We start from the raw sequence: 23,818 nt of genomic DNA on the forward strand, positions 1-23,818 counted from the left end.
CTTGCTGTATCCACGGTACGGTCTGCGGCGCGCCGCCTTTTCAACTGAAATTTTGAGACCGGCATACCTACTGCCGCTTAGCGGCAAAGGAACAAACATGTACGACATAGAAGTCGAAAGCGGAAACACGGCCCGCCTCTACCCGGTGGGAGAACCGCAAGGTTATGCGCGTATGCGCGTGCCAGAAACCTGGGTGTACACCGCGCCCGACGCTGCAAGCGCGCGCCTCAGCCAGTACACCTACGGCGAACCGCTGCGAATCTATGCGCAAGACGGCGACTACATCCAGGCCCAATCCCTGCGCGACCATTACAGTGGCTGGGTGGCACTGGATGCTATCGAAACCGTCCCGGATGAACCCACCTACACCTACACCACTATTGCCATCACCCCCATTACCGCCGAACCCGACCTGAAGAGCCCCTACCGTACTGCCCTGCCGCAAGACGCCTGCCTCACCATCATCAACAAGGCGGGCGACTACCTGCAACTCGCAGATGGTAGCTGGCTGCACCGCCGCCATGTCGCCGCTGCCGACAAAATTGCCGACCCCATCGCCGTCGCGCGCAGCCAGCTGGGACGCAGCTACGTGTGGGGCGGGCGCGGCGTTGCCGGGCTTGACTGCTCGGCACTGAGCCAGTGGGCCTATCGCCGCGCCGGACGCAACATCCCTCGCGATAGTGATCTGCAAGAAATGCTCCTTAAGAAACAGCACCAGCGCGTCGAATTGTGCGAACTGATGCGGGGCGACCTCATCTACCTGCCGGGTCACGTCATGCTGGCCAACGACGCCTACACCGTCATCCACGCCAGCGGCTATCACATGCAGGTCGTCGTCGAGAACCTGGCGGATGCCATCGCCCGCTACAAAAAACAGATGGGTGCCAAATACCGCCTGCGCGCCTACCGCTGGGATGAAGAAGAGCCGTTTGAGCACGTTTTTGATTAAGCCGGAGGCGCCACTAAGCGGAATAACACGCGGCTGGCAGTAAAAACATAAAAACTTGGCGTAATGGACAAATTTCATGCTTTTTATTTCATTTCTTGCTGAAATAACCTTTTATGAACCGTAACTTACCCTCCTCTTTCAAGCCCCGATGGCACTGCAAACACATGCTTCATGTCGCTGAATTTCCCTTCCAGCAGATTGGTCGTATTCGGCATGACGCCCCACTTGCGGTCGAAATAGGTGATTCCATGACGAGGTTAACAGGAGCCTGTGGCAGCACGCCTTGGGCTTGTGTGGCTGCTTTGGCGAGGTAACGACGGATGGTTTTGATGCTGCATCCGTACTGCCCGGCAAGCTGTGTGGCGGCTTGCTTGCCTTCGCTGTAGCGCTGCCAAAGAATGCGTTGGGGTTAAGGCGTCGGGCTCCTATGAATTGCCGCTTACAAGAGCCGCAGCGGTATTGCTGTTTACCGTTTGAAAAGCCTTGCAGGCGTAAGGGCTACAGCGATTTTTAGCATGAAATTTGTCCATTACACCCCCCTTTTTATAGTAAGGGCTGGCACTTGGGGCAATAGACACTACTACGCCCGCCGATGGTTGCGTGCGCGAGCGGTGTGCCGCAACGCGGGCAGGGTTCGCCGCTTTTGCCGTACACCGCGAGGTTGACGGCGAAGTAGCCGCTGGTGCCATCGGGCTGGCTGAAATCGCGCAGGGTGGTACCGCCTTGTGCGATGGCTTCTTGCAGGACGCGCTTGATAGCCGCCGCCAGCGTGGCACATTCAGCTTCATCGAGACTGGTAGCGCGACGGGCGGGGTGAATGCCGCTCGCGTACAGCGCTTCGGTTGCGTAGATGTTGCCAACGCCGACGATGTGCCGCTGATCCATGATGTGCGTTTTGATCGCCGCCGTTTTGCCGCGCGTTTGTGCGTAGAGACGGGCAGCGTTGAAGGTGTCATCCAGCGGTTCAACACCTAGTGCGGCAAGAGCAGGCGGCGGTTGCAGCGGATTGATGACGGCGACATGGCCGAAGCGGCGCGGGTCGTGCAGGCGCAGTTCCTGTCCGTTTTCTAACGTTATCGTGACATGGTCGTGCTTTTTGAGCGGGCTGTCCGCCGCGATGATACGCAAGGCGCCGCTCATGCCGAGGTGGATATGCAGGGCGCGGTGCGGGTCGTCGCTGTGCAAGATCAGGTGTTTGCCGCGTCGGGCGACGTGGTTGATGACACATCCGGCAAGGCGGTCAAGCGTGGCGCTATCCAGTGTTTGCCGCAGTTTGGCGACGCGGGCGCGGATGACGTGGACACGTTGTCCTTCGATGTGCGGCGCGATGCCGCGTCGGGTGGTTTCGACTTCGGGTAATTCAGGCATGATCAGGCGTTGGCTTGGGAAACCAGCTTGCCGGCGGCTGGGCGAGCATGGCTTTGAGGTTTTCGTTGCACAGCCACGCGGTCGTGCCGTCATCGAGATAGTGCGCGTGGTGGAAGCTGTTGTAGGCGCCGAGGGTGTAGGTTTTGCCGTTGATGCCGAGGGTGACGGGACGCGAGGGCGCAGCCTGGATAGCGGCAAGCGGCTGCGGATTGTGGCAAGAGGCGAGGATGTCGAGCATCTGTTCCGTGCGCCCGTCACGTACGCGTTTGCCGTCGCCGACCCAACCCGCACCGTCGCGGTTGAGGTCAATCCGGCTGTCGCTGTAATCGATACGGATATGCTGCACCTGCGCCGGGTCAAGGAAGTGTTCAACCCTGCCCAGACGCGCGTTCAGCGCGAGAAATAGTGCGAGCAGCGCGCCCCACAGCGCCAGCGCGCTTAACCGTAACGTCGTTTGCGTTGCCATGCGAGATACGGCCCGATAATCAGCGGTAACAGCGGCAGGATGACAATCAGCACGATGGCCAGCCACAGCATTTCCCCTTCCGTGAGCGTAAGGTACTGGTCTTTCAGTTCCGGCGGGGCGATGTTGGCGTGGGCGCGAGCGGGCATCAGGCTGGCAAAAAGATTTTGCACCAGGGTGCTGTTGCCGCCGACGTTCAAATAATTATCCTGAAACAAATCACTGTCGCCGAGAATGATGATGCGCTGCTTCCTGCCCTGAAAATCACGTTCCAGCGCCCAGCCGAGCGGCAACGGTCCTTTCGCCTCGCCCTCGTCCGGCATGATGACGCCCGCATCGGCATTTTTCTCCGCCCAGCTCTGCTTGCCCGACCACAGCAGCACATGGCGCGTCCAGTCGCTGGTCGGCGGACTGTCCGGATTATCGGCGAGCGCGACCGCCGTCGGCAGCAGCGGCGCCTGCTTGATGCCGTCGCTGACCACATCCTCGCCCAACTCCTCCACCAGCAACAACTGCGGATCATCCAGTCCGTAGCCCTTCGCACCGGCATCAACCACATTGCCCTCAACCAGGCGCAACCCGCTCAACGTCGCCAGCCACGGCGGCAAATACGGGTGCCGCGTATCCGTCGTAAAAAGCAGGCTGCCGCCGCGCGCGAGATACGTCTGCAACGCGCTGCCATGCGCCTGCGGAATCTCTTCCGGATCGGCGATGACCAGCACATTGACACTGCGCGGAATCTCCACCGTGCGTACCTGATCCTGATCCGTGACCGTCGTCTTCGCATTGCGCACCCGCTCATACGCCGCGCGCCAGTTGCCGCTGCTGTCCTGCCGGTAGGCGCGTTCGCCGTGCCCCTGCAAATGCAGCACCTGCACATCGCTTGTCTCGCCGAGATTCAGCAGCGCCCGGGCGATCCCCTGCGGACTGGCGACATCAATCCGCTCACCGTGGATTCCATCGGACAAAAACAACTGCCCCTCACGCGTGACCTCGCGTGCCTGCACCCGCAGCGGGTCAGTGTCGGGGTTGACAAATTCCAGACGCAAATCCGGCTGCAACACCCGAAACGGCGCGACCAAATCACTGAACCCGCGCCGCATCTGCGGATTATTGCGCACGAACGCTTCCAGCACGATCTCGCCCTCAAGCGCGCGAATCGCCGCTTCCTGTTGCGCCGTAAGCTGCAACAGCGGCTGATCGCGCAGCAGCAGCGCACGAGAATCATGCAGCGACCACCAAGCACAAGCGACAACAGCGGCCGCCATCAGTGCCGCCAGCAACCATCCATAAAAAAACCGGAAACGCATCAACAAACCTATAATCCCAAAACCAAAACACGCGCCAGGCGAGACAACCATGCAGCTCACGGCGCATCCAAAAAACCATTGTAACGGACGGGACAAGCCATGATAGAAACCTTTTGCGACGCCCTGCTCTTCGAAGAAGGCCTGGCCGCCGCCAGCGTCGCCAGCTACCGCAACGACCTGCACCTCGCCACGCGCCTGCTCGACAAACCCGTGCGCAGCTTCGACGCGGACGACGTGCAAAACGTCCTGGCGCGGATGATGGACCTGCAACGCAAACCCGCCTCGCTCGCCCGCATGCGCTCCAGCCTGCGCCGCTACTTCGCCTGGCTGGCCGAAAACGGCTACCGCCACGACGACCCGACCGCCCGTCTTGAACCCGCGCGCCTGCGCAAACCCCTGCCGCGCAGCATCGGCGAAACGGATGTCGAAAAACTGCTGGCTGCGCCTGACCCCGCCACGCCAACCGGCAGCCGCGGCGCCGCCATGCTCGAACTGCTCTACGCCTGCGGCCTGCGCGTCAGCGAACTCGTCGGCCTGCGCCTCGGTAACCTCAACCTGCAAGACGGCATCCTGCGCGTACGCGGCAAAGGGCAAAAAGAACGCATCGTCCCCATCGGCGAAGACGCCGTGGCCGCCGTTGAACGCTACATCCATAGCGCCCGCCCGCAACTGCTCAAAAACCCGCTGGACGACACCCTCTTCCTCAACGAACGCGGCAAAGCCATAACCCGTCAGGCCTTCTGGAAACTTATCCGCGACTACGCCATCGCCTGCGGCATTACTGCGCGCGTCTCGCCGCACACCCTGCGCCATGCGTTCGCCACCCACCTCGTCAACCACGGCGCCGACCTGCGCGTCGTGCAAATGCTGCTCGGCCACAGCAGCCTCAGCACCACGCAAATCTACACCCACATCGCCGAAGCACGCCTTGCCGGCATCTTCGCCGCGCACCACCCGCGTGCATAACTGGCGAGCTCCGTGCCAGCCCGCCTGCCCGGATTCATATATATATAAAGACCCGTCAAGCGGCGTAAACACCGGGCCCGCGTAGGGTGGGCCTCGGCCCACCGCACAGGCACAGCCTGCTTTTTGCGTTCTTGATAGCGGCACGGAAGAAATATCACCAAGCGGCGCCAATACTGAATCCACCAGACACCGTGCAAAAAAAACAACAAACACCCCCCCGCAAAACAAGCAGGCAATATATGCCGCATCACTTGGCACCGTGGCCACGTCATAACAAGACCGTAATCTAAAAATAACCTCATGACAGAAATCATTTGTTGTCGGTAAGATACACGGCAAGAACAGCTTGGAAATCCTCACACAATGCGCACCCTCCTCAGCCTGCTGGCCGCCGTATGGACAACGGTGGTACATGCCGCCTCGCCCAACATGGAACTGGCCAAATCTGTCTTCGACCCCCGCATCATGAGCAACGCCGTCGAATCCCCCATCCCCGGCCTCTACCAATTCGCCCAAGGCAGCGAAGTCTTCTACATCAGCGCCGATGGCCGCTACGTCATGCAGGGCGAAATGATCGACCTGCAAACCCAGATCAACGTTACCGAAAGTTTCCGCGCCAGCGAACGGGTCAAAACCCTTGCCGCCCTCGAACCGAAAACCATGATCAGCGTCCTGCCGAACGCGCCGGCACACCACATCACCGTCTTCACCGACGTAGATTGCCCCTACTGTCGCCTGATGCAGCAAAACATCCTCGAATACACCCAGCGCGGCATCGCCATCCACTACCTCGCCTATCCGCGCAGTGGCCCGAATAGCAGCGCCGCCCTCCGCATGGCACAAGTATGGTGCACCCCAGACCGTCTGAGCGCCCTGCTCCTTGCGCAGACCGACCAACCCCTGCCCAACTCGCGCGGTGATTGCAGCAAAATCATCCGTGAACAATACGCCATCGCCCAAAAACTCGGCATCAGCAGTACACCTTCCATCATTCTTGAAGACGGCACCCTTATCCCTGGCTTCGTCGCCCCGGCCAATCTCGAAACCATCCTGAACAAACACCCCGAGCAAATCGAGATCGAAAAAAGTGACAGCGAAGAAACCACGCTCCCGGAACCACCACCGCATCCGTTGAGCCCGCCACCACCTCCACCCGCCGTACAATAAGCGCCCGTCAAGCCGACGCCTGCGTCGGCTTTTTCACCACCGCTTTGGGTCATATAGCATTCTCCCTGCTCCCGCTATACACTGCGCGCACAACAAATCACAGGAAGTCACAGACATGAACATCCACCTCTATGTCCTTATCCCGCGTCGCCTGATGAGCGCCCTCATGCATCGTCTCGCGCGCATCGAAAAACCGCGCTGGTTAAAAAACCGCATCATCGCCGCCTATAGCCGCATCACCGGCGCGAACACCGACTTCGCCGCTGAAAAGAATCCCTACGCCTACCGCAGTCTGAACGACTACTTCACCCGCGCCCTTGCCGACGGTGCCCGCCCCATTGCTCCGGAAAACAGCGCCATCACCAGCCCGGTGGACGGACGCTGTGCCACTTATGGCACGGTGGACACCGGTACCATCCTGCAAGCGAAAGGCCTGCCATACAGTGTCGCCGCCCTGCTCGGAAGCGCAGAATGGGCGGAATACTTCGCCGGTGGCAGTAGCGCCACCCTCTACCTCGCCCCGGACGACTACCACCGCATCCACATGCCCTGTGACGGTCAACTGCTCGCCATGCGCTTCTGCCCCGGCGATAAACACAGCGTCGCCCTGCCGCTGCTCGATAAAATTCCGGGCATTTTTGCGGGGAACGAACGCGTCGTCTGCCTCTTTGAAACCCCCTTCGGCAAGATGGCACTCGTCATGGTTGGCGCACTGAACGTCAGCAGCATCGAAACCGTGTGGCACGGCGTCGTCCTTGATCGCGACAACTACAACGACTACGACTACCGCGCCGATAACCTGCACTATCCGAAAGGCGCAGAAATCGGCCGCTTCAACCTTGGTTCGACCGTCATCCTCTTCTTCGAAAACAGCGTCATCGGCTGGGAACGCGCAGCGCTAAACGACGGGCGGAAAATCCATATGGGCGAGATCATCGCCGAAACGCTCTGAGCGCACATTACATAGAACGGCGACGCCCGCCACGTTAACGCGGCGGGTGTCCGATCTTGCGCGACAAGCCTTAACCCGCAAAACCATCAGCAAGTATGGCCGTATGACAGGCATACTGCGGACAAGAACAAACATAACATCATCAGAATTCATAATAAAATCACAGAAAACCCATGTTATGTAGCGAACAACCGCTATTCTCAGTCTGCAAATGCACGAAAAGCATCAAAATAATTCAAATAACACCTATTAATAATGCAATCGACCCTCAAAAAAACAAATAATCTCACGAAAAATTGTTGGTAACAGACCGGAGAAAGGCTTAAAACTTTATAAAAAACGATGCAAAAACAAGCAATAATGATATTAGAATAAAACAAATGCACATCGGCTTGACACCCTCATGGTGCCTCCCTATAATCCACATCCGACATCATTGATGTTATCTCCTCTATATCCTCCTTTGGTGGTTGTTTGCCGGGCTGCAAAGCCCGGCTTTTTTATGCCCGTTTTAAGCACAAGCACCACCTTGCGCCGCAAACAACGCCTGGCTGCCTTAGCCTGGCAAAACGGCATCCATCCCGCATGAGCGGCCGAACAAGCGGCTTTCCGCTATAATTTCCGGCAGATACACCAATCAAGGAAATTACGCATGTACCTTGTCCCCAACGCCCTCAGTCAGCGCCTGGAAAGCCAATACCCCTTCTGGCAGGCGCCACTGCCCTTCGACCTCATCGACGCTGAAATGTCCGGCAAAATCAGTGCTCATGGCGCGCATGGCATTATCCGTATCGCCGCACACGACAACCGCGACAGTCTCACCGCCCGCATCAACGCCTACCGCAAGCACCACAGCGCGCCGTCCTTCTGCTTTGCCCACCTGCTGCCGCAGCGGCCACAGGGCGATAACCCCGATAGTTTTGCCGCCGAAATTCTGCAACGCCGCCTCTTTACCGAGCCGCTCACCGCGCAGCGCGGCGACCATTTCCTTGACCTGCTCGACATCGCCATGACCGCCAAACCGCGCGCCATCGGCTTTGCCCAGGGCCTGCCCGACCGCGAGACCCTCGCCCTCATCCGAGAACAAAACATCTTCACCTTCGCTATCGTCGGCAACCTGCTTGAAGCCATCAGCGCGGACGACTACGGCGTGGACGCCCTCATCCTGCAAGGTATGGAAGCGGGTGGCGAGCGCAGCTACTTCAGTAACGATCTGCCGCGCGTCGAACAAAGTGCCCTCTCGCTCCTGCAACAAGTGCGCAAATACAGCGACAAACCACTCGTCCTCTGGGGCGACTTCACCGACGGTGCCGACATTGTCGCCGCCATCATCAGCGGCGCACAGGCGGTGATGCTTGACCGTCCCTTCCTCGCCTGCGCCGAAAACGGCCTTGACCCGGAAACCCGCGAGCGCGTTATCCACGCCAGCGAATACGACAGCGAAATCAGCAGCCAGTACACCCTCCGCCCGCTGCGCTGCCTGCGTCACGGCTTCAGCAAAGAAAACGAAGAACTGCTGCGCGGCGACGAAGCCCTCTTTGCCGCCGCCTTCGACATCAAACCCGAAGAACGCCCGCTGCCCGTCGCCCTGAGCGCCATAGAAGATCCGCAGAACCTGACCCACTACCTGAACCACCAGGCCCAACACATCCGCCAACTCATCGCCTGACCGACCATGCTGCTTGACTACGCCCGCCTCAACCTGGACGACGCGGGCAATCCGCGCAACGAGCGCTACCAGGACATCTATTACAGTGGCAACGGCTTTGCCGAAACCGAACACACCTACATCAACGGTAACCGCCTGCACGAACGCTTTGCCCGCTGCTCCGGCAGCATCACCATCGGTGAAATCGGCTACGGCACCGGCCTCAACTTCCTCCACACCACCGACACCTTCCTGCGCGACGCGCCACCGGGCGCCCGCCTGCACTACCTCAGCTTCGAGTGCCACCCCATCGCCGCAAGCGATCTCGCCCGCCTCTGGCAAAACTGGCCGCAGCCTGCCCTCCGCGCCGCCCTCCTTGCGCAAAACCCGCACAACCACGCGGGCCACCACCTGCTCAAAATCCACCCGCGCATCCATCTGCACCTCATCCTCGGCGACATCCGCGACACCCTGCCGCCGCTGCGTGCCCGCGTGGATACCTGGTTCCTCGACGGCTTCGCGCCAGCGAAAAACCCCGACTGCTGGACGCCCGCCCTCATGCAGGAAATCGCCCGCCACAGCGCGCCGGACGCGACCATTGCCACCTTCAGCGCAGCAGCCGCCGTGCGCGACGCCTTGAGCCAGGCCGGTTTTACCCCCGGAAAAATCCCTGGCTACGGTGCAAAACGCGACATGCTCACCGCCACCCTTACCACCCCGCCTGCGCCGCGCCCGCACTGGAACAACCAGCCCGCCGCCGCAGACGGTCCCATCGTCATCATCGGAGCGGGAATCGCCGGCAGCACCACCGCACGCGCCCTTGCCGAAAGCGGCCGCCGCGTCACCCTATACCACAGCGATGCCCACCCCGCCGCCAGCCACGTCCCGCTTGCCGTGCCCTACCTCAACCCCGACAGCGAAGCCTCGCCTGACCGCCCCTACCAGCTCGCTACCTGGCACCACGCCATGCGCGCCCTGCATCAATACCCGCGCGACATCTACAACCCCTGCGGCGTCACCAACCACGCCGAAAACCCGCGCGAAATCCGGCGCCAGCAAACCCTGCTTGACGTTCACCTGCTCAGTGCGGACGAAATCGGCGGCAACGCCACCGACCTCACCTACCCGCGCGGCGGCGTCATCCATCTGCCCGCCCTGCTCGCCGCCCTTGCCGACCACCCCAACATCCGCTGCGAAACCCGCACCATCACCAGTCTCGCCGCACTTGACGACTGCGCCGCCATCATCCACTGCTGCGGCTGGCAGCAAACCCTCAACCCGGCAACCGCACTGCGCGATACCATCCGTCCCCTACGCGGACAGGGCAGCATCTACTACAGCGACAGCGTGCCGCCAGGCGTATATTGCGGCGAGCGCACTCTCATTCCTGACCCTGCCAACAGCCACATCTACAGCGGCGCCGGCTTCGACCCGGAAGACACCGACCTGACCCCGCGCGACAGCGACGATGCCAAAAACCTCGCCGCCATCCTGCAACACCTGCCCGGTGCACAAACCCGCCTGCGCGGACACTTTGTCGGCATCCGGGGCGCCAGCCGCGACCACATGCCGCTCGTCGGCGCCATCGGCGACACCGCCAGTATCCTGCGCGAATACGCCGCCCTGCGCCGCGATGCTCACAAAACCATCACGCGCGACATCGCCCACCACCCGCGCCAATACATGCACCAGGGCCTCGGCTCCAAAGGCTGCACCTACGCCTGGCTGAACGCCGACATCCTCACCGCCATCATCAACGCCACCCCCATCCCGCTGCCTGCGCCGCAACTCGAACGCATTGACCCCACCCGCTACCTCATCCGCGCCCTCAAACACGGGCAGATATAAAACACCACCCACAGGAGAACAATCATGTCAGGGCTCAACAGCGCCATCACCTCCATCAACGGCTTCGGCATCACCTGGTACGGCAAAAGCGACTTCCATACAGACGGCAGCTACATCACCACCTGCTGGATTATCGCCCTGTACATCCCGCTCATCCCGTTATACAGTCTGCGTGTGTGGGAAATTGCCGAAGAACAGCGCCTGTTCTGGCTAATCCCCTACACCGATACCAGCCGCTGCTACATACAAAAACAGCCGCTTCACTGGCGCCAAGTTGGGCGGGTGTACCTATACTTCCTGCCATTATTGGCTTTCATCCTGAACCTCGCGACCGACTTCGCATCCGGAGTTCCCTATTGGCTGACAGACCTGATTCCTCCTTTCCTCATCCTCTGGGCCTTCCTTCCGTGGTACCTGCGCCGCCGCGCTCGCCGTCGCCTCGCGCAGACACCCGCAAAACCTAAAAGCGTGACAAACCAATAAAACGCCATGCCGCTGACGTAGCCATGCCCGCCAAGCGGGATAGACACTGAACCCGCCAAGCGGCGTAAATACTGGTCTCGGCAAGCAGGAAAATGTTCGCTACGCCTCGCCGTGCAGTTTCCGCAGCGCCTCCTGCGCCTCTTCATGTCCTTGGGCGGCGGCGCGATGCCATAGCGTATGAATATCGTCGAAATGCCCCTCAACATCATCGGCAAACACATAACTGAGGCCCAGCAAATACTGCGCATGCGCGTCATTCTGCGCCGCCGCTTGCTGTAACCACTCGCGTGCGCCGGTGAAATCCTGCCGCTGCAACAACAACGAGCCTAGCGCCAACTGCGCATCCACATGCCCCTGCAATGCCGCCAGTTGCCACCAGTGCCGTGCGGCCGCCTCATCCACCGCGCCGCCGAAGCCCGCCTGAAGCAGCGCACCAAACTCATACTGCGCCACCGCCAGCCCCTGTTCCGCCGCCTGCGCCAGCCACCGCCGCGCCTCAGCATAATCCTGTGCCACGCCATGCCCGTCGCGGAAAAGCACGCCCAGGCCGCGCTGCGCTTCGCTGTTGCCCTGCGCCGCTGCCTGCTCCCAATAATGGCGCGCCTGTGCGTAGTCACGCGTGACACCATCACCGTTGAAATAAAGCTCGCCCATCGCGTACTGCGCCACATCATCCTGTAACGCCAGGGCGACGCCCCACCACTCGCGCGCAATCGCATAATCCTGCGCTACGCCGATACCGCGCTGGAACATCACCGCCAAATAGCGGATAGCCTCCACATTGCCCTCGCGCGCCAGCGCTTCCAGCTTGCGCCGGGCGCCGTCCGCATCCCCTCCCCGCAAAATGCGGATGGCGCGCTGCACCGCCGCCGACGGCTGCGCGCCAAACATCTGCAAGGCACTCGCTGCATAACCTTCGCCTTGAGCGGCCGCCTGCGCCAAAAGCCCGCGTGCTTCGTCATCCCGCCCCTGTGCCGCATAGAGCGCGCCGAGGGAAGTTTGCGCCAGCGCCATGCCTTGTGCCGCTGCCTGCTGCCAGTAGGCAATAGCCTGATGCACATCCTGCGCCACCCCCTGTGCATACAAATAAAACGCGCCGAGGATGAACTGTGCCTGCGCCTCGCCGGCGGCAGCCAGCGGGACAAGCACGGTATGGGCGGGGGCAAAATCCTGTTGTGCGCAGGCGGCAGCGGCATGTTGCAGTTGCTGATGCAACTCACCGTCGTGAGCGGCGATGAGTTGCGCGAAGGCCTGACGGATGGGTTCCATGTGATAACTCCTGGTGACTGAATAACGCTGCCGACACCTGTTGCCGGACAACACCGGCAGTTTACCCCGCTTGTCGCTGTGCTAAACCGAAAAAGGCGGACGTCTGCCTGATGCCCGCCTGCGGGGCATCAGATACTTGTGCGCCGGCGGTAGTCTAGTTCGATGAAGAAAGCGGCAGCAGCCAGCGTCATGTAGGCGACGACGAGAGCAAGCAGGGCCTGGGGGCTGATGGGGACCATGCAGCGATGCAGGTACAGGCAGCTGCCGTAGCCGAGGATGACCACGGCGGTGAACAGAACATTTGCCCAAAAGAAGCGGCGGATAGCGGGCGGTATCTCAGCCAGGATGATGGGGATCTTGCCGGAGGTAAGCGGTGGCAGCGGGCGATGATCGATGATGGCCTCAACAGCAGCAACGATTTCCCTACCCGGCCATACGTCCTCTTTCTCACTCAGCGATCTTTTGTGGTAGTTGCTGAGGCGGTCGGTGATGCGCAGGTAGTTGGAGGTATAGCGCCCGTTCTTCTCTTCTGTGATTTCGATATGGGCGATGTCCGTCCAAGATATGGAAAGCGGAGGAAGGACACTGCCTCTGTTGCTGGTTTCGAGGAAATGCAGACCATTGTTATCAATGACGATGCGCTGACACAGTCCGCTGTTTCTGTAGTAACGATGGTAGTGGTTCAAGATCACCAACAGGTCAAAGAAACCTACGACGATGGCGACAGTAATGGTTTCCTGTGGGAGATCGGGCCAGTATTGAATGAGACCAGGCCAGCAGAAGGCCAGCGCGAGGACGGGCAGCAGCAGATTGCTGCTGCTCAACCAGACAATGTCCTGCTGCTTGTACCAGATGTGGTTAATGTCGGCAGAGGGCGCGGGCGGGACGGACGGCGCCCGACCGTGCAAGTAGCCGGTAGCGACAACGGCAATGGCGAGGAGGGTTTCCATATCGCGCCCGAGGCGGAAGTCGCGGTAGGTCAACGCTTCATCATCGCGCGGGATGATGCGCAGGCCGTTATTGCGCGCACTAACGCTATCGAGCGCCTGCCAGCGCCATTGGTACTCAATGCGCTGGTTGCTGTCATAAATGGTCAACCCCTGCGGGTCGCAGATCACGGCGGGCGCATGCAGGTTACCGCCTGCCTGACTGGTGGCGTAATAGCGGGGTGTCAGGAAGATGCCAAGCATCAGCCACAGCAGCAGGGTAGCGATTAGTATGCCGCCCGGCGTCTGGGTGAAAGGAAGGGCGAAGAGGACGATAAAACCCAGCCAGGAGAAGATGAAGTAGTCACGATCATCGCCATAGTCGTATTCATATTCATGCCCGCCCCAGCCACGGGTGCGCGGATCGTTGAGATCAGGAATAAAGTTAGACATGAAAAATCCTGTGATGGGAGGAGGGTGCCAAGAATTTTGCGGGGGTACCCGATGCCGACGCAAGCACTTGCCACGCGGCTGAGGCGCTTAATACGCCTAAGTGGAACAAACACCGGACTATACCGCTATACTCCGCCTGCTCACCCACCGCGAGGCCGCCATGCCCACCCGTTTCCACGACAAACACCGCCGCGCCAAGCGCGCCAGCCGCCGCCTGCAACTCGCTTTCTGGTTGAGCCTGCTGCTGGCCCATCTTGGCTACACCTCGGTCTTCTTCCTGCCGCTTATCGGTCTTGTCACCCTCGGCAAGTCCTCCCACCCCATCATCGCCAGCGGCGGAGTCATCGGCTTTCTTGCCATGCCGGCCATCATCAGCCTGATCGCGGCGCTCTATCCCACCTCCCGCATCCTCACCGCTTACCGCACCATGCGGCGTACCCTGGATGCCATGACAGTGGACGAACAGGCGGCGTCCCTCGGCGCCACCCCTGCCCGCCCCAATAACGACCCGGCAGAACGCCGCTATACCAACCTTATCGCCGAACTCAGCCTCGCTGCCGACATCGACGAACCCGACGCCTACGTCCTGCGCGACGACCACAGCATCAACGCCTTCGCCCTCTTGCCCTTGCCGTCAGCCAGGGCGCGCTCAACAACCTCAGCCGCGACGAACTGCAAGCCATCCTCGCCCACGAATTCGGCCACATCGAAAACGGCGACCCCACCCTCTACAACCGCCTCACCGCCATGCTTTCCTGCTATTACAGCAACGGAGGCAGCCTGCAACTCTGCCGCCACGGCGACACCCTGCGCCGCCTCGCACGACCCTGCCGGCAAAACCTGCACAACAGCCTCGCCAACTACTACCGCCAAAAACCGCAACTCACCCTCAAGCAGGCGCGTCTGCGCTTCGCCCTGCAACACCTGTTAATGCTCCAAGCGCTGCCTGCGGGTGAATGACGCATCCATCGCCGGGTGGGCAGCGGATAAAACCAGTGCATCTAAACAGCCACCACCCTTGCTCGCTATCAGCAGCAGCACGCTATCGGCGCGGTTGGCGTCGAGCGGTCAAGCCAGGTATTCTCCCGTTTTGTGCAGTTTCAGCCTCTGTAGCATGAAGAGTTGGTTACACTGACTCCCCCAATCACAGGAGAAAACATGAAAACCCAGCCCCTGACAGCCGTCCTTTCCCTCTCCCTGCTTACCGCCTGCGGTGGCGGTGGTGGTGGCAACAGCCTGCCTGCGGACAAACCCGCACCGGACAACCCGAATACGCCGACGCCGCAAGTCATCAATACCGTTGATGTCGGCGACATCAAACTACCGCCGAATGCCGTCGCCCGGCCTCATGTCGAAATCCAGAAAAAAACACAAGAAGCGCTTGACCTCGTCAATCAGGTGCGCGCCGAAAAAGGTCTCGCACCACTGCGTTACAACGAAAGCCTCTCTGCCTACGCCACCCTGCGCGCGCAAGAACTCGCCACCCTGAACGCGCACAAGCGCCCGAATGGCGAAAACCCGCTTGATGAACACACCCTGACAGGCGGCGGCAATAACGCAGCAGTAGGTGAAAGTATCGCCACCGGCAGTCCGTTTGCCCAAAATACCGTCGAACAATGGCGCAACAGCCCGAACCACTACAAAAGCATGACTGAAGCCGCCTACACCGACACCGGCATCGGTTACTACTACCGCAAAGGCAGTCAATATCTTCATCACTGGGCGGAAATCTTCGGCAGCAGCGGCGTCCGCAGCCGTTACTACTACATCTCCCCGCTTTACGCCGCGACCATCCGCGCCGCCGTTGCCAAACTCACCAGCTACGACGCAGACGGCCGCCTCAGTCTGCACGGTATGGAAAGTGCTGCCAACGCCAGCAACCATCGCGGCATATACAGCACCGCGCAAAGCCTTGCGCTGGATGACGAACACACCATCATCCTGCGTCCGCATCAGGCGGCTGGCTGGTCATACCAGACCTTCGGCGAAATCGCCTCAACCCGGGGCGGTATTCCCGAAACCTACCTGAACGTCGGCAAACCCTTCATCCCTACAGAAACCACCACCCTGCGCGCCAACTACAAAGGCAACGCCATTGGCGACATCAACCAAAGCAGCCGCGCCATTGCCGAAGTTAGTGCCAGCGTGGATTACAGCAGCAACAGCAAAACCATGACCCTGACCCTCGGCAACAGCCAGAGCGGTAATCTTGACGGCAGCGACCTGCGCCGCGACACCCGTCTGGATTTCAGCGATACCCTACACTGGGATAGCGGCACACAGCGCTTCCAAAGCGACAGCGGCCATGCCCGCCTCTACGGCCCTAATGGAGAAGAACTTGGGGGGCAGTTCAGCCGCAGTATCAGCGGCGGTGCCAACTATCGCGGCGCTTACGGCGCAAAACGCATCGAACCATAAAAGGCGTTGCACTGCGGACAGTAGCAATCCCCCGCTTACGGGGGATTTTTTTATCGCGTGCCCAGCGGGATAAGCACCGGTTTTTTATCCCCCCTTCCGCCCTTCGGGCACCTTCCCCCGCAAGCGGGGGAAGGGATTTTTTTTGTGCGGAATTCGGTATTGAGCAATCACCAAGCGGCGTGTGCTAGCCTCGCCAAGCGACGGAAATACTGGGCGCACCAAGCGGGATAAATACCGACCTCACGCGTAGGGTGGGCTTCAGCCCAACTTGACGTCAGCGTTGCGATGGCCAAGGCCCACCCTGCCTTAATCGGCCTTGCGCCAGGCGGGATAAATACTGATCTCGCGCGTAGGGCGAACTTCAGCCTACCTTGACGTCAGAGCGTTGCGGTGGGCCAAGGCCCACCCTACCTCAATCGGTCTTGCGCCAGGCGGGATAAATACTGGCCTCGCGCGTAGGGTGGGCTTCAGCCCACCTTGATGTCAGCGTTGCGGTGGGCCAAGGCCCACCCTACTTTAATCGGCCTTGCACCAAGCGGGATAAATACTGGCCTCGCGCGTAGGGTGGGCTTCAGCCCACCTTGACGTCAGAGCGTTGCGGTGGGCCAAGGCCCACCCTGCCTTAATCGGCCTTGCGCCAGGCGGGATAAATACTGATCTCGCGCGTAGGGCGAACTTCAGCCTACCTTGACGTCAGAGCGTTGCGGTGGGCCAAGGCCCACCCTGCCTCAATCGGTCTTGCGCCAGGCGGGATAAATACCGACCTCACGCGTAGGGTGGGCTTCAGCCCACCTTGACGTGTAGCCAAGGCCCACCCTACTTTAATTAGCCTTGCGCCAAGCGGGGTCTTCAGGCGCGGTGGTCGAGCCAGCGCGTAGGGTGAGCTTCAGCCCACCTTGACGTCAGAGCGTTGCGGTGGGCCAAGGCCCACCCTGCCTTAATCGGCCTTGCGGCAAGCGGGATAAATACGGATCTCACGCGTAGGGTGAGCTTCAGCCCACCTTAACGTCAGCGTTGTGGTGGGCCAAGGCCCACCCTACTTTAATCGGCCTTGCACCAAGCGGGTTTTTCAGGCGCGGTGGTCAAGCCAGGGTTGTAGCAGCGGGGCATAGGTGGCAAGCGCGGCGGCGATGTGGTCGGCGAGGATGGCTTCGTTGCCGCGCCACAGGTGGCGCCACAGTTCGCCGCTGTCGGCTTTGCCCTGGTCGTCGTCTATCCATTGGTGGATGAGGAGCCGGTTTTTGTCTGCGCCGTCTTTTTTGCCGAGGTTGTCGAGGTAGGTCGGCATGAGTTCGATGGGGGCCAGCCATAGTTGTTGTTGTGCGCTGCGGCGCACGGCCAGCCAGGTGCGCAGTTGTTCTGCGGCGTCTTCTGCCGGCAGGGTGCGCAGTTGTTCGTTGCCGTCGGCGTAGTGGATGTGGCTGTCGCCGCCCGTGCCGCGCGCGTTCCAGGCGAGGTGTTCGAGCCAGTAGCGGTATTGGTGTTTGGCTTTTTGGCGGCGGGCGGAGAGGCGCGGCCAGGTGTTGCCACTCGTCGGCAGGCGGGCGGTGAGGAGGGTGTCGCCGAGGTCGAGGGTGTGTTCGGCAAGCGGTGGTGGGGTGGTGCAGCCGCTCTGGGCGAGCAGGGCGCGGTAGTGTGCCTGGTTTTCGGCGAGGCGTTGCGCGAGGAGGATGTTGCCGCTGATGCCTGCGGGCAGGAGGGGCAGGCGGGCGAGGCGGGCGGCAGGGTCACGCCCTTCTTCGAGGGCGCGGTTGATGGTGTCGTTGATGTGGTAGTTGTCGAGGGCGCTGGCGGCCAGCGGTTCGCGGGCGGCGGGGGTGTCGTCGTGGTTGTCGTGGCTGATGTTGTGGGCGCGGGCGTAGGCAGCGGCGGGGCGCAGGGTGTCGCGGATGAGCTGGTCCAGCGGCAGGGTTTCGGGGTCGGCAGGGTCGGCAGCGGAAAGGGTGGCGTGGCAGAGGGTGAGGAAGGGCAGGGCGGGGTGGGGCGGGCGTGCCAGGGTTTGCCGCACGTTGTGCCAGAGCGGCGCAGGGCGGGTTTCGGCGGGGTCGGGTTCGAAGGGGGTGGCGGGGTGGGTGATGTGGTAGTGGCGCGGGGCTTCTGCGCGCTGTTCGTCGAGGTATTGCAGGAGTTCCTGGATGGGGCTGGCAGGCAGGCGCGGTTCGTTGTCGCCGGGTTTGGCGGCGTTGTAGTAGATCCAGTAGGTTTCTCCGGCGCGGCTGATGCTGTCGAGCAGGGCGGCGAGGTCTTCTTGTTCGCGGTTGCGGTCGCCGGGGCGCGGGCGGTCGAGGTCGATGAGGTTGTAGCGTTCGTCGTTTTGTCGCGCCGGGTAGCGGTCGTGGTCGGCGTTCATGAAGGCGATGAGTTTGTAGGGCAGGTTGCGCAGGCCGGTGAGGCTGCCGATGGTGATGACGCCGCTGGGTTCGCGGCTGTTTTGTTGGGTGCTGAGGTGGGTTTCGATGTTGTCGAGGATGAAGGGCAGCGGCAGGTAGAGTTGTTCGTTTTGCGGGGCGAGGTCGCGGTGTGCGCTGAGTTGTTGTTCGAGGCTGGTAAGGGCGCGGTTCAGGGTTTGCCAGGCGGTGGTGTCGTGGGCGTGCTGGTAGTCGCGGTGCAGGGTGTCGCGGATGTCGGCAAGCCATGTTTGTGCCGGGGTGTGGGCGGCGAGTTTGCGCCGCAGTTCGCGGCTGCGGTTGGCGTGTTTGGCAAGGGCTTCGAGGACGGGCAGGTCGGCGAGGCTGAGGCCGGGCAGCGGGATGGTGTCGCGGTTGTCGTCGCCGCTGTCGGGCATGAGGACGCCGGCGATGAGGCGGTCGAGGGCGTAGGTGTAGGTGTAGCGGTGGTCGTGGTCGTCGGGGTGCAGGGTTTGTTGCAGGTGCTCGCTGTCGAAGCCGCGTTTGTAGCCGGCCCGGATGAGGGCGGCGGTGATGCGCTGGATGTGTTCGTGGTCGCTGCCGAGGCTTTGTGCGGTGTCGTCGTTGTGCAGCCAGTCGGTGATGGTGGGGGCGTCGTAGCGGCCATTCAGGTGGGTGTAGTGGCCGGCGAGGCTGTGCCAGAGGCTGGTGGTGCCGGTATCGGGGGTACCGACGATGCGCGCGGGCAGGCGGTAGCCGTCGTAGTCGCCGCTGCCGGGGAAGACGGCGCGCAGTACGCTTTGTTCGGCGATGGGGTCGGGCAGGAGGATGAGGATGTCGGAGAGGCGGCGCGTCGGGTCGGCGTTCAGCCAGGCAATGATGTCGCCGCGCAGGGTTTCGGCCTGGCGCAGGGTGCCGTGGCAGGCGTGGATGCGCAGGCTGTCGTCGTGGGCGTCGTGCGGGGCGGCGGCAGTATGGGTTTCGTTTTGGCTGCGGATGTCGGCCTGTACGGCGCTGAGGAGGTTGCTGACGGTGATGGTGGGGGCGTCGTGCTGGGTGGTGTTGTCGTCGGTGCTGTAGGCGTGCAGGAGGCGGGCGCGGTCGCGCTGTTGTTTGCCGTAGCGTGAGAGCAGGGTGTTGCCGTGGTCGTAGTGTGCGGCTTCGACCCGCGCCGGGTCGCGCAGTTTGAGGCGGCGCAGCCAGCGGCTATCCACGATGTCGCTGTATTCGCCGTCGGCGGCGGTGAGGTGGTAGAGGCGGACTTCGCTGTATTCGCCGAGGCGGATGAGGGTGCGCAGGGTGGTTTCAGTGAGGTTGGTCGGCGCGTAGAGCGGGATGTAGGGCGGGAGTTTGTCGCGCGCGGCGGCGTCGTGCGCGAGTTTGTGCCAGAAGGTGCGGATGCGTTCGGCGCGGGCGGCGTAGGTTTCGGCGAGGGTCGCGTGCCAGAGGCGGTGTTGTTGTTGGTAGTGCTCGCGGTAGTGCCCGGCCAGCCAGGCGGGTTGGCGCTGCAGGCTGTTGCCCTGGAGGAGGTCGTCCAGCGCGGGCGGCGGGTCGTGCTGCCAGGCGTCCAGCCAGTCGGGACGCTGGTTGAGGTAGTGGCTGTACAGGTTGGCGAGCTGGCCGCTGTAGTGCCAGAGGCGGCGCGTCATGTCGGCGGTGAGGCGAGTGGCCTCCGGCCAGTGTTGGTGCAGGTGCGGGTGAAGCGGGTGCGCGGGGTCGGCAAGGATGGTGTCGCCGTGGCGGTAAAGGTAGGTGTAGAGGTGCCAGCGGATGGCGGTGTTGTTGAGCGGGGTTTGTTCGCCGCGCGGGGTGTAGCCGGTGATGTGTTCGACGAGGTGCCAGTAGAAGCTGGTCCAGTAGCGCGGGCGGACGCCGCTGGCGATGCCGCGCGCGTCCGCCAGTTTTTGCAGGAGGATGTCGCCTTCGGGCAGGGTGCTGATGATGAGGTCGTATTCGCTGAAAACACCGCCGCTGTAACGGTCGTGGTCGGCAAGGTAGGCGGCAAAGAGGGTGTCGTAATCGGCGCTTTCGATGAGTTTGTACATGGTGGGTTCAGCGGTCTTCGGCGAGGCCGTCCCGGATGAGATGGTAGTGGTCTTCGTGGAAGCGGTCGCGGCGCAGGTCGTTCAGCGGGTGCCAGTAGGCTTTGGCGGCGTCATCCGCTGCCTGCACGGGCGGCAGTGTGCCGTCGAGGTGGTAACGGTGCACATGGGTGATGACGCGGCCAATGGCGCTGCGGTCGGGGCGGTCGGCCGTGCGCACGCTGATGAGTTCGGCGGGGTCAAGACGCAGGCCGGTTTCTTCATGGAGTTCGCGCAGGGAGGCGGTGAGCAGGGTTTCTTCGGGGTTCAGGAAACCGCCGGGCAGTGCCAGGAGGCCGCAGCCGGGCTGGCCGCCCCGTTCGACGAGGAGGATATGGCCATCGCAGGTGATGAGATTATCAACGGTAACGAAGATGGGCGGATAGGGGCTGCCCGCCCAGGAGGCTTTGTAGTCGCAGACGTAGCGGGTTTCTGCGGCGAGGCGGCGGTAATCGGGCGTGGTGCGGAAGGTGCGCAGCGCGGCTTCGACAGCGGGCGGCAATTCGGCCTCACGCCAGTCTTCGCCGTCTTTGAGCAGGAAGTAGCGCTCGCGCAGCGGCGTGGCGCTGAGGTCGCGGTAGCGCGGTGCGCCGAGGTAGTCCCACTGCGGGAAGAGGCGCAGGTAGTAGGAGCTGGCGTCTTTTTCGTAGCCGTAGAGGGCGACTGTGGCATCGGGAGTGCCGCGCGCGGCGAGGATGTCGGCGACGGTGCGCTTGATTTGCGCCACCCAGCGCTCGTCGTGATAGGGGTCATCGTGAATGGGGCGCAGGGTGATGCGCGCGTTTTCTTCCGGGGTGAGGGCGGCGCGGATCATCGCTTCGCGTTCGGCGACGGTCCACGGATTGCGGCTGCTGCGCGCCACGTCTGCCGAGCCGCAGAGGATGATGAGGTGGTCGGCGTGAGCGAGCGCACCTTGCACCATGTGCAGGTGGCCACGGTGGAAGGGCTGGAAGCGGCCAATATAGATGAGGGTGTCGTAGTGGGGCATGGGCTGTGGTCGGTTGGGGAGGAGGACGGCATTGTATAGTCGCTTGGCCGATTTTTTCCGCTGCGGCGAGAGTCCGCCGCTTGGCGGTTGTTCAGGCAGCACGACCGCACGACGGCAGAGAGAAAATGTAGAGACGTTGCCTGCAACGTCTCCCACCCTAAAACCCGGCATTTACGCCGCTTGGCATCGTTCTTACCAAAAACGCAGAAAGCAGGCTGCGCCTGCTCGGTGGGCCGAGGCCCACCCTACGCGAGCCAGCATTTACACCGCTTGGTGGGGTCCCAAAACGTAGGGCTCACAAACGTACCTTCACTTCTCTTATGGCGGGCTCTGAAGCCGCCCTACGTAAGATCCGCTATTTACGCCGCCCGGCACTTGTCGTTATTTACGCCGCAGGTAGATGATCGCCTCGTAGGGGCGCAGCGGGGTGTGGGCGCTGAGGGCGGGGGCGGCAGGGTAGTTGCCGAGCAACAGTTGGTAGTCGCCGGGGCGGGCGAGGGTCTCAAGCGGCAGTGCGGCGCTGGTTGCCTCGTCGTAGAAGTTAGCGAGCACGATGAGTTCGGCGTCAGCATTGTCGCGGCGGTAGGCGAAGATTTGCGGGTGGTCGGCGAGGAGCAGGGTGTAGTCGCCGTCCTGGATGACGCTTTCCTGTTTGCGCAGGGCGATGAGGCTGCGGTAGTGATGGTAGATGGAGTGCGGATCGCGCACGGCATCGGCGGCGTTGATGCGCGGATAGTTGGGGTTGACGCGCAGCCAGGGTGTGCCGCTGCTGAAACCCGCTTGCGGCGAGCTGTCCCACTGCATCGGGGTACGGGCGTTGTCGCGGCTGCGCGCGCGCAGGAGGGTGTGGATTTCCGCCGCCGGGCGGCCTTGCGCCGTGAGTTCGGCGTAGAGGTTGGTGCTTTCCACGTCGCGGTAGTCGTCAATGTCGTCGAAGTAGGCGTTGGTCATGCCGATTTCTTCGCCCTGGTAGATGTAGGGCGTGCCGCGCAGGCAGTGCAGCACGCTCGCCAGCATGGTTGCCGAGGCATGGTGGTGTTCGCGGTCGTTGCCGAAGCGGCTGAGGGCGCGCGGTTGATCGTGGTTGTTCCAGAAAAGGGCGTTCCAGGCGTTTCCTGCCGCCATGCCGGTCTGCCAATCGCTGATGAGGGTTTTCAGGGCGGCGAAGTCGAAGGGTTGCAGCGCCCATTTTTGCTGGTTTTTGTAGTCCACTTTGAGATGGTGGAAGGTGAAGACGCTGCTGAGTTCGCCGCTCTCCGTCCCGGCGTAGTGGACGCAGGCAGCGAGCGTGGTCGAGCTCATTTCGCCGACGGTAAAGCTGTCCGGGTCCTGCCCGAAGCTGGCGCGGTTCAGTTCTTGCAGCCATGCGTGGACGTGCGGGCCGTCGGTGTAGTACTGGCGACCGTCGAAGTAGTTGGGGTCGTCCTCGAAGGCGCGTTTGCTGATGAGGTTGATGACATCGAAGCGGAAGCCGTGCACGCCTTTGCCGCGCCAGAAGTTGACGATAGCGGCGAGTTCGGCGCGCACGTCGGGGTTGCTCCAGTCAAGATCCGCCTGGGTTTCATCGAAGAGATGCAGGTAGTACTGCCCGACTTCCGGCGCGTAAGCCCAGGCGGGGCCGCCGAATTTGGACTGCCAGTTGGTCGGCGCGCTACCGTCGGCCTTGCCGGGGCGGAAGAGGTAGTAGCGGCGGTATTTTTCCTCGCCGGCGAGGGCTTTTTGGAACCACAGGTGCGCGGTCGAAGTGTGGTTGAAGACCATGTCAAGCATGATATGGATGCCGCGTTTTTCAGCCTCCTCGCAGAGGCGCTCGAAATCGGCCATGCTGCCGTAGGCGGGGTCGATGGCGCAGTAATCAGCGACATCGTAGCCGTTGTCGCGCTGCGGCGAAGGGTAGATGGGATTGAGCCAGAGGTAATCCACGCCGAGATCGTGCAGGTAGTCGAGTTTGCTGATGATGCCGGGCAGGTCGCCGATGCCGTCGCCGTTCGTGTCGCAGTAGGATTTGGGATAGATTTGGTAAACGACTTTGTCTTTGAAGTTCATGGGATTCTCCGTGTGATGGTGGCTGCGTGGTGCGGAATAGCGGGATGGTGCGCCACGCGTACAGATAAGCCCTTGGAAAAGGATTTTTTCGCAAAGGGCTATAAGCAATCAACTGTACGTGTTTCGAGGGATGCG

At 61.8% G+C, this 23,818-nt stretch carries 17 protein-coding genes; 9 read left to right on the top strand and 8 right to left on the bottom strand.

The window, feature by feature from the left end; genetic code table 11:
* Nucleotides 1-97 precede the first annotated feature (97 nt).
* A complete protein-coding gene (locus DY250_RS01500) occupies nucleotides 98-949 on the top strand; it encodes a C40 family peptidase (protein ID WP_115610602.1) in 852 nt (283 codons plus the stop codon).
* A gap of 543 nt (nucleotides 950-1,492) precedes the next feature.
* Here the strand turns inward: DY250_RS01500 and mutM are convergent.
* The 3 genes from mutM to DY250_RS01515 are packed head-to-tail and all read right to left on the bottom strand — an operon-like array spanning nucleotide 1,493 to nucleotide 4,096.
* Nucleotides 1,493-2,317 carry a bifunctional DNA-formamidopyrimidine glycosylase/DNA-(apurinic or apyrimidinic site) lyase gene (mutM, locus tag DY250_RS01505; RefSeq protein WP_115610603.1) on the bottom strand — a complete coding sequence of 275 codons (825 nt, stop codon included), beginning with the start codon at nucleotides 2,315-2,317 and terminating at the stop codon, nucleotides 1,493-1,495.
* Nucleotides 2,310-2,783, bottom strand: coding sequence for a hypothetical protein (locus DY250_RS01510; RefSeq protein WP_115610604.1), 474 nt, complete (start codon nucleotides 2,781-2,783; stop codon nucleotides 2,310-2,312). The genes mutM and DY250_RS01510 overlap by 8 nt, the downstream gene beginning before the upstream one ends.
* Entirely contained in the window at nucleotides 2,756-4,096 is a 1,341-nt protein-coding gene (locus DY250_RS01515) for a Gldg family protein (protein WP_172542134.1), read from the bottom strand. Before DY250_RS01515 ends, DY250_RS01510 begins: the two co-directional genes overlap by 28 nt.
* Nucleotides 4,097-4,189: 93 nt before the next feature.
* On the opposite strand from DY250_RS01515, the gene xerD reads away from it, so the two are divergent.
* The 6 genes from xerD (at nucleotide 4,190) to DY250_RS01545 (ending at nucleotide 11,154) form a co-directional block, all read left to right on the top strand.
* Nucleotides 4,190-5,056, top strand: a complete 867-nt coding sequence (gene xerD / locus DY250_RS01520) for a site-specific tyrosine recombinase XerD (RefSeq protein ID WP_115610606.1) — start codon at nucleotides 4,190-4,192, stop codon at nucleotides 5,054-5,056.
* Between the two features lie 363 nt (nucleotides 5,057-5,419).
* Nucleotides 5,420-6,223 (top strand): DsbC family protein, encoded by an 804-nt coding sequence (locus DY250_RS01525; RefSeq protein ID WP_115610607.1) that lies wholly within the window; start codon nucleotides 5,420-5,422, stop codon nucleotides 6,221-6,223.
* A gap of 115 nt (nucleotides 6,224-6,338) precedes the next feature.
* The gene (gene asd, locus DY250_RS01530) at nucleotides 6,339-7,175 is read left to right on the top strand and encodes an archaetidylserine decarboxylase (RefSeq protein WP_115610608.1); all 837 of its coding nucleotides are present in this window, start codon (nucleotides 6,339-6,341) and stop codon (nucleotides 7,173-7,175) included.
* Nucleotides 7,176-7,827: 652 nt separating this feature from the next.
* Nucleotides 7,828-8,844: a nitronate monooxygenase gene (locus DY250_RS01535; protein WP_115610609.1), complete on the top strand. Its 1,017-nt coding sequence runs from the start codon at nucleotides 7,828-7,830 to the stop codon at nucleotides 8,842-8,844.
* Between the two features lie 6 nt (nucleotides 8,845-8,850).
* On the top strand, nucleotides 8,851-10,671 hold the full coding sequence (gene mnmC1, locus DY250_RS01540) for an FAD-dependent 5-carboxymethylaminomethyl-2-thiouridine(34) oxidoreductase MnmC1 (protein ID WP_115610610.1): 1,821 nt from the start codon (nucleotides 8,851-8,853) through the stop codon (nucleotides 10,669-10,671).
* A 24-nt stretch (nucleotides 10,672-10,695) separates the two neighbouring features.
* The gene (locus DY250_RS01545; protein ID WP_006984661.1) at nucleotides 10,696-11,154 is read left to right on the top strand and encodes a hypothetical protein; all 459 of its coding nucleotides are present in this window, start codon (nucleotides 10,696-10,698) and stop codon (nucleotides 11,152-11,154) included.
* Nucleotides 11,155-11,253: 99 nt separating this feature from the next.
* Here DY250_RS01545 and DY250_RS01550 read toward each other — a convergent pair whose 3' ends face one another.
* Nucleotides 11,254-12,423 (bottom strand): SEL1-like repeat protein, encoded by a 1,170-nt coding sequence (locus DY250_RS01550; protein WP_115610611.1) that lies wholly within the window; start codon nucleotides 12,421-12,423, stop codon nucleotides 11,254-11,256.
* Between the two features lie 128 nt (nucleotides 12,424-12,551).
* Nucleotides 12,552-13,802, bottom strand: a complete 1,251-nt coding sequence (locus DY250_RS01555) for a hypothetical protein (RefSeq protein WP_115610612.1) — start codon at nucleotides 13,800-13,802, stop codon at nucleotides 12,552-12,554.
* 681 nt (nucleotides 13,803-14,483) lie between these two features.
* On the opposite strand from DY250_RS01555, the gene DY250_RS15020 reads away from it, so the two are divergent.
* Both DY250_RS15020 and DY250_RS01570 read left to right on the top strand, forming a co-directional pair.
* Nucleotides 14,484-14,762, top strand: a complete 279-nt coding sequence (locus DY250_RS15020) for a hypothetical protein (RefSeq protein WP_376799536.1) — start codon at nucleotides 14,484-14,486, stop codon at nucleotides 14,760-14,762.
* A gap of 198 nt (nucleotides 14,763-14,960) precedes the next feature.
* Nucleotides 14,961-16,220 carry a CAP domain-containing protein gene (locus tag DY250_RS01570; RefSeq protein WP_115610615.1) on the top strand — a complete coding sequence of 420 codons (1,260 nt, stop codon included), beginning with the start codon at nucleotides 14,961-14,963 and terminating at the stop codon, nucleotides 16,218-16,220.
* Between the two features lie 1,069 nt (nucleotides 16,221-17,289).
* Here the strand turns inward: DY250_RS01570 and DY250_RS01575 are convergent.
* The 3 genes from DY250_RS01575 to treC form a co-directional block, all read right to left on the bottom strand.
* Entirely contained in the window at nucleotides 17,290-20,613 is a 3,324-nt protein-coding gene (locus DY250_RS01575; RefSeq protein WP_115610616.1) for an exodeoxyribonuclease V subunit gamma, read from the bottom strand.
* A 7-nt stretch (nucleotides 20,614-20,620) separates the two neighbouring features.
* On the bottom strand, nucleotides 20,621-21,637 hold the full coding sequence (locus DY250_RS01580; protein ID WP_115610617.1) for a bifunctional nicotinamide-nucleotide adenylyltransferase/Nudix hydroxylase: 1,017 nt from the start codon (nucleotides 21,635-21,637) through the stop codon (nucleotides 20,621-20,623).
* Between the two features lie 381 nt (nucleotides 21,638-22,018).
* Nucleotides 22,019-23,683, bottom strand: coding sequence for an alpha,alpha-phosphotrehalase (gene treC / locus DY250_RS01585; RefSeq protein WP_115610618.1), 1,665 nt, complete (start codon nucleotides 23,681-23,683; stop codon nucleotides 22,019-22,021).
* Nucleotides 23,684-23,818: the final 135 nt, after the last annotated feature.

It is taken from the genome of Cardiobacterium valvarum, from assembly GCF_900460955.1.
Lineage (GTDB): Bacteria > Pseudomonadota > Gammaproteobacteria > Cardiobacteriales > Cardiobacteriaceae > Cardiobacterium > Cardiobacterium valvarum.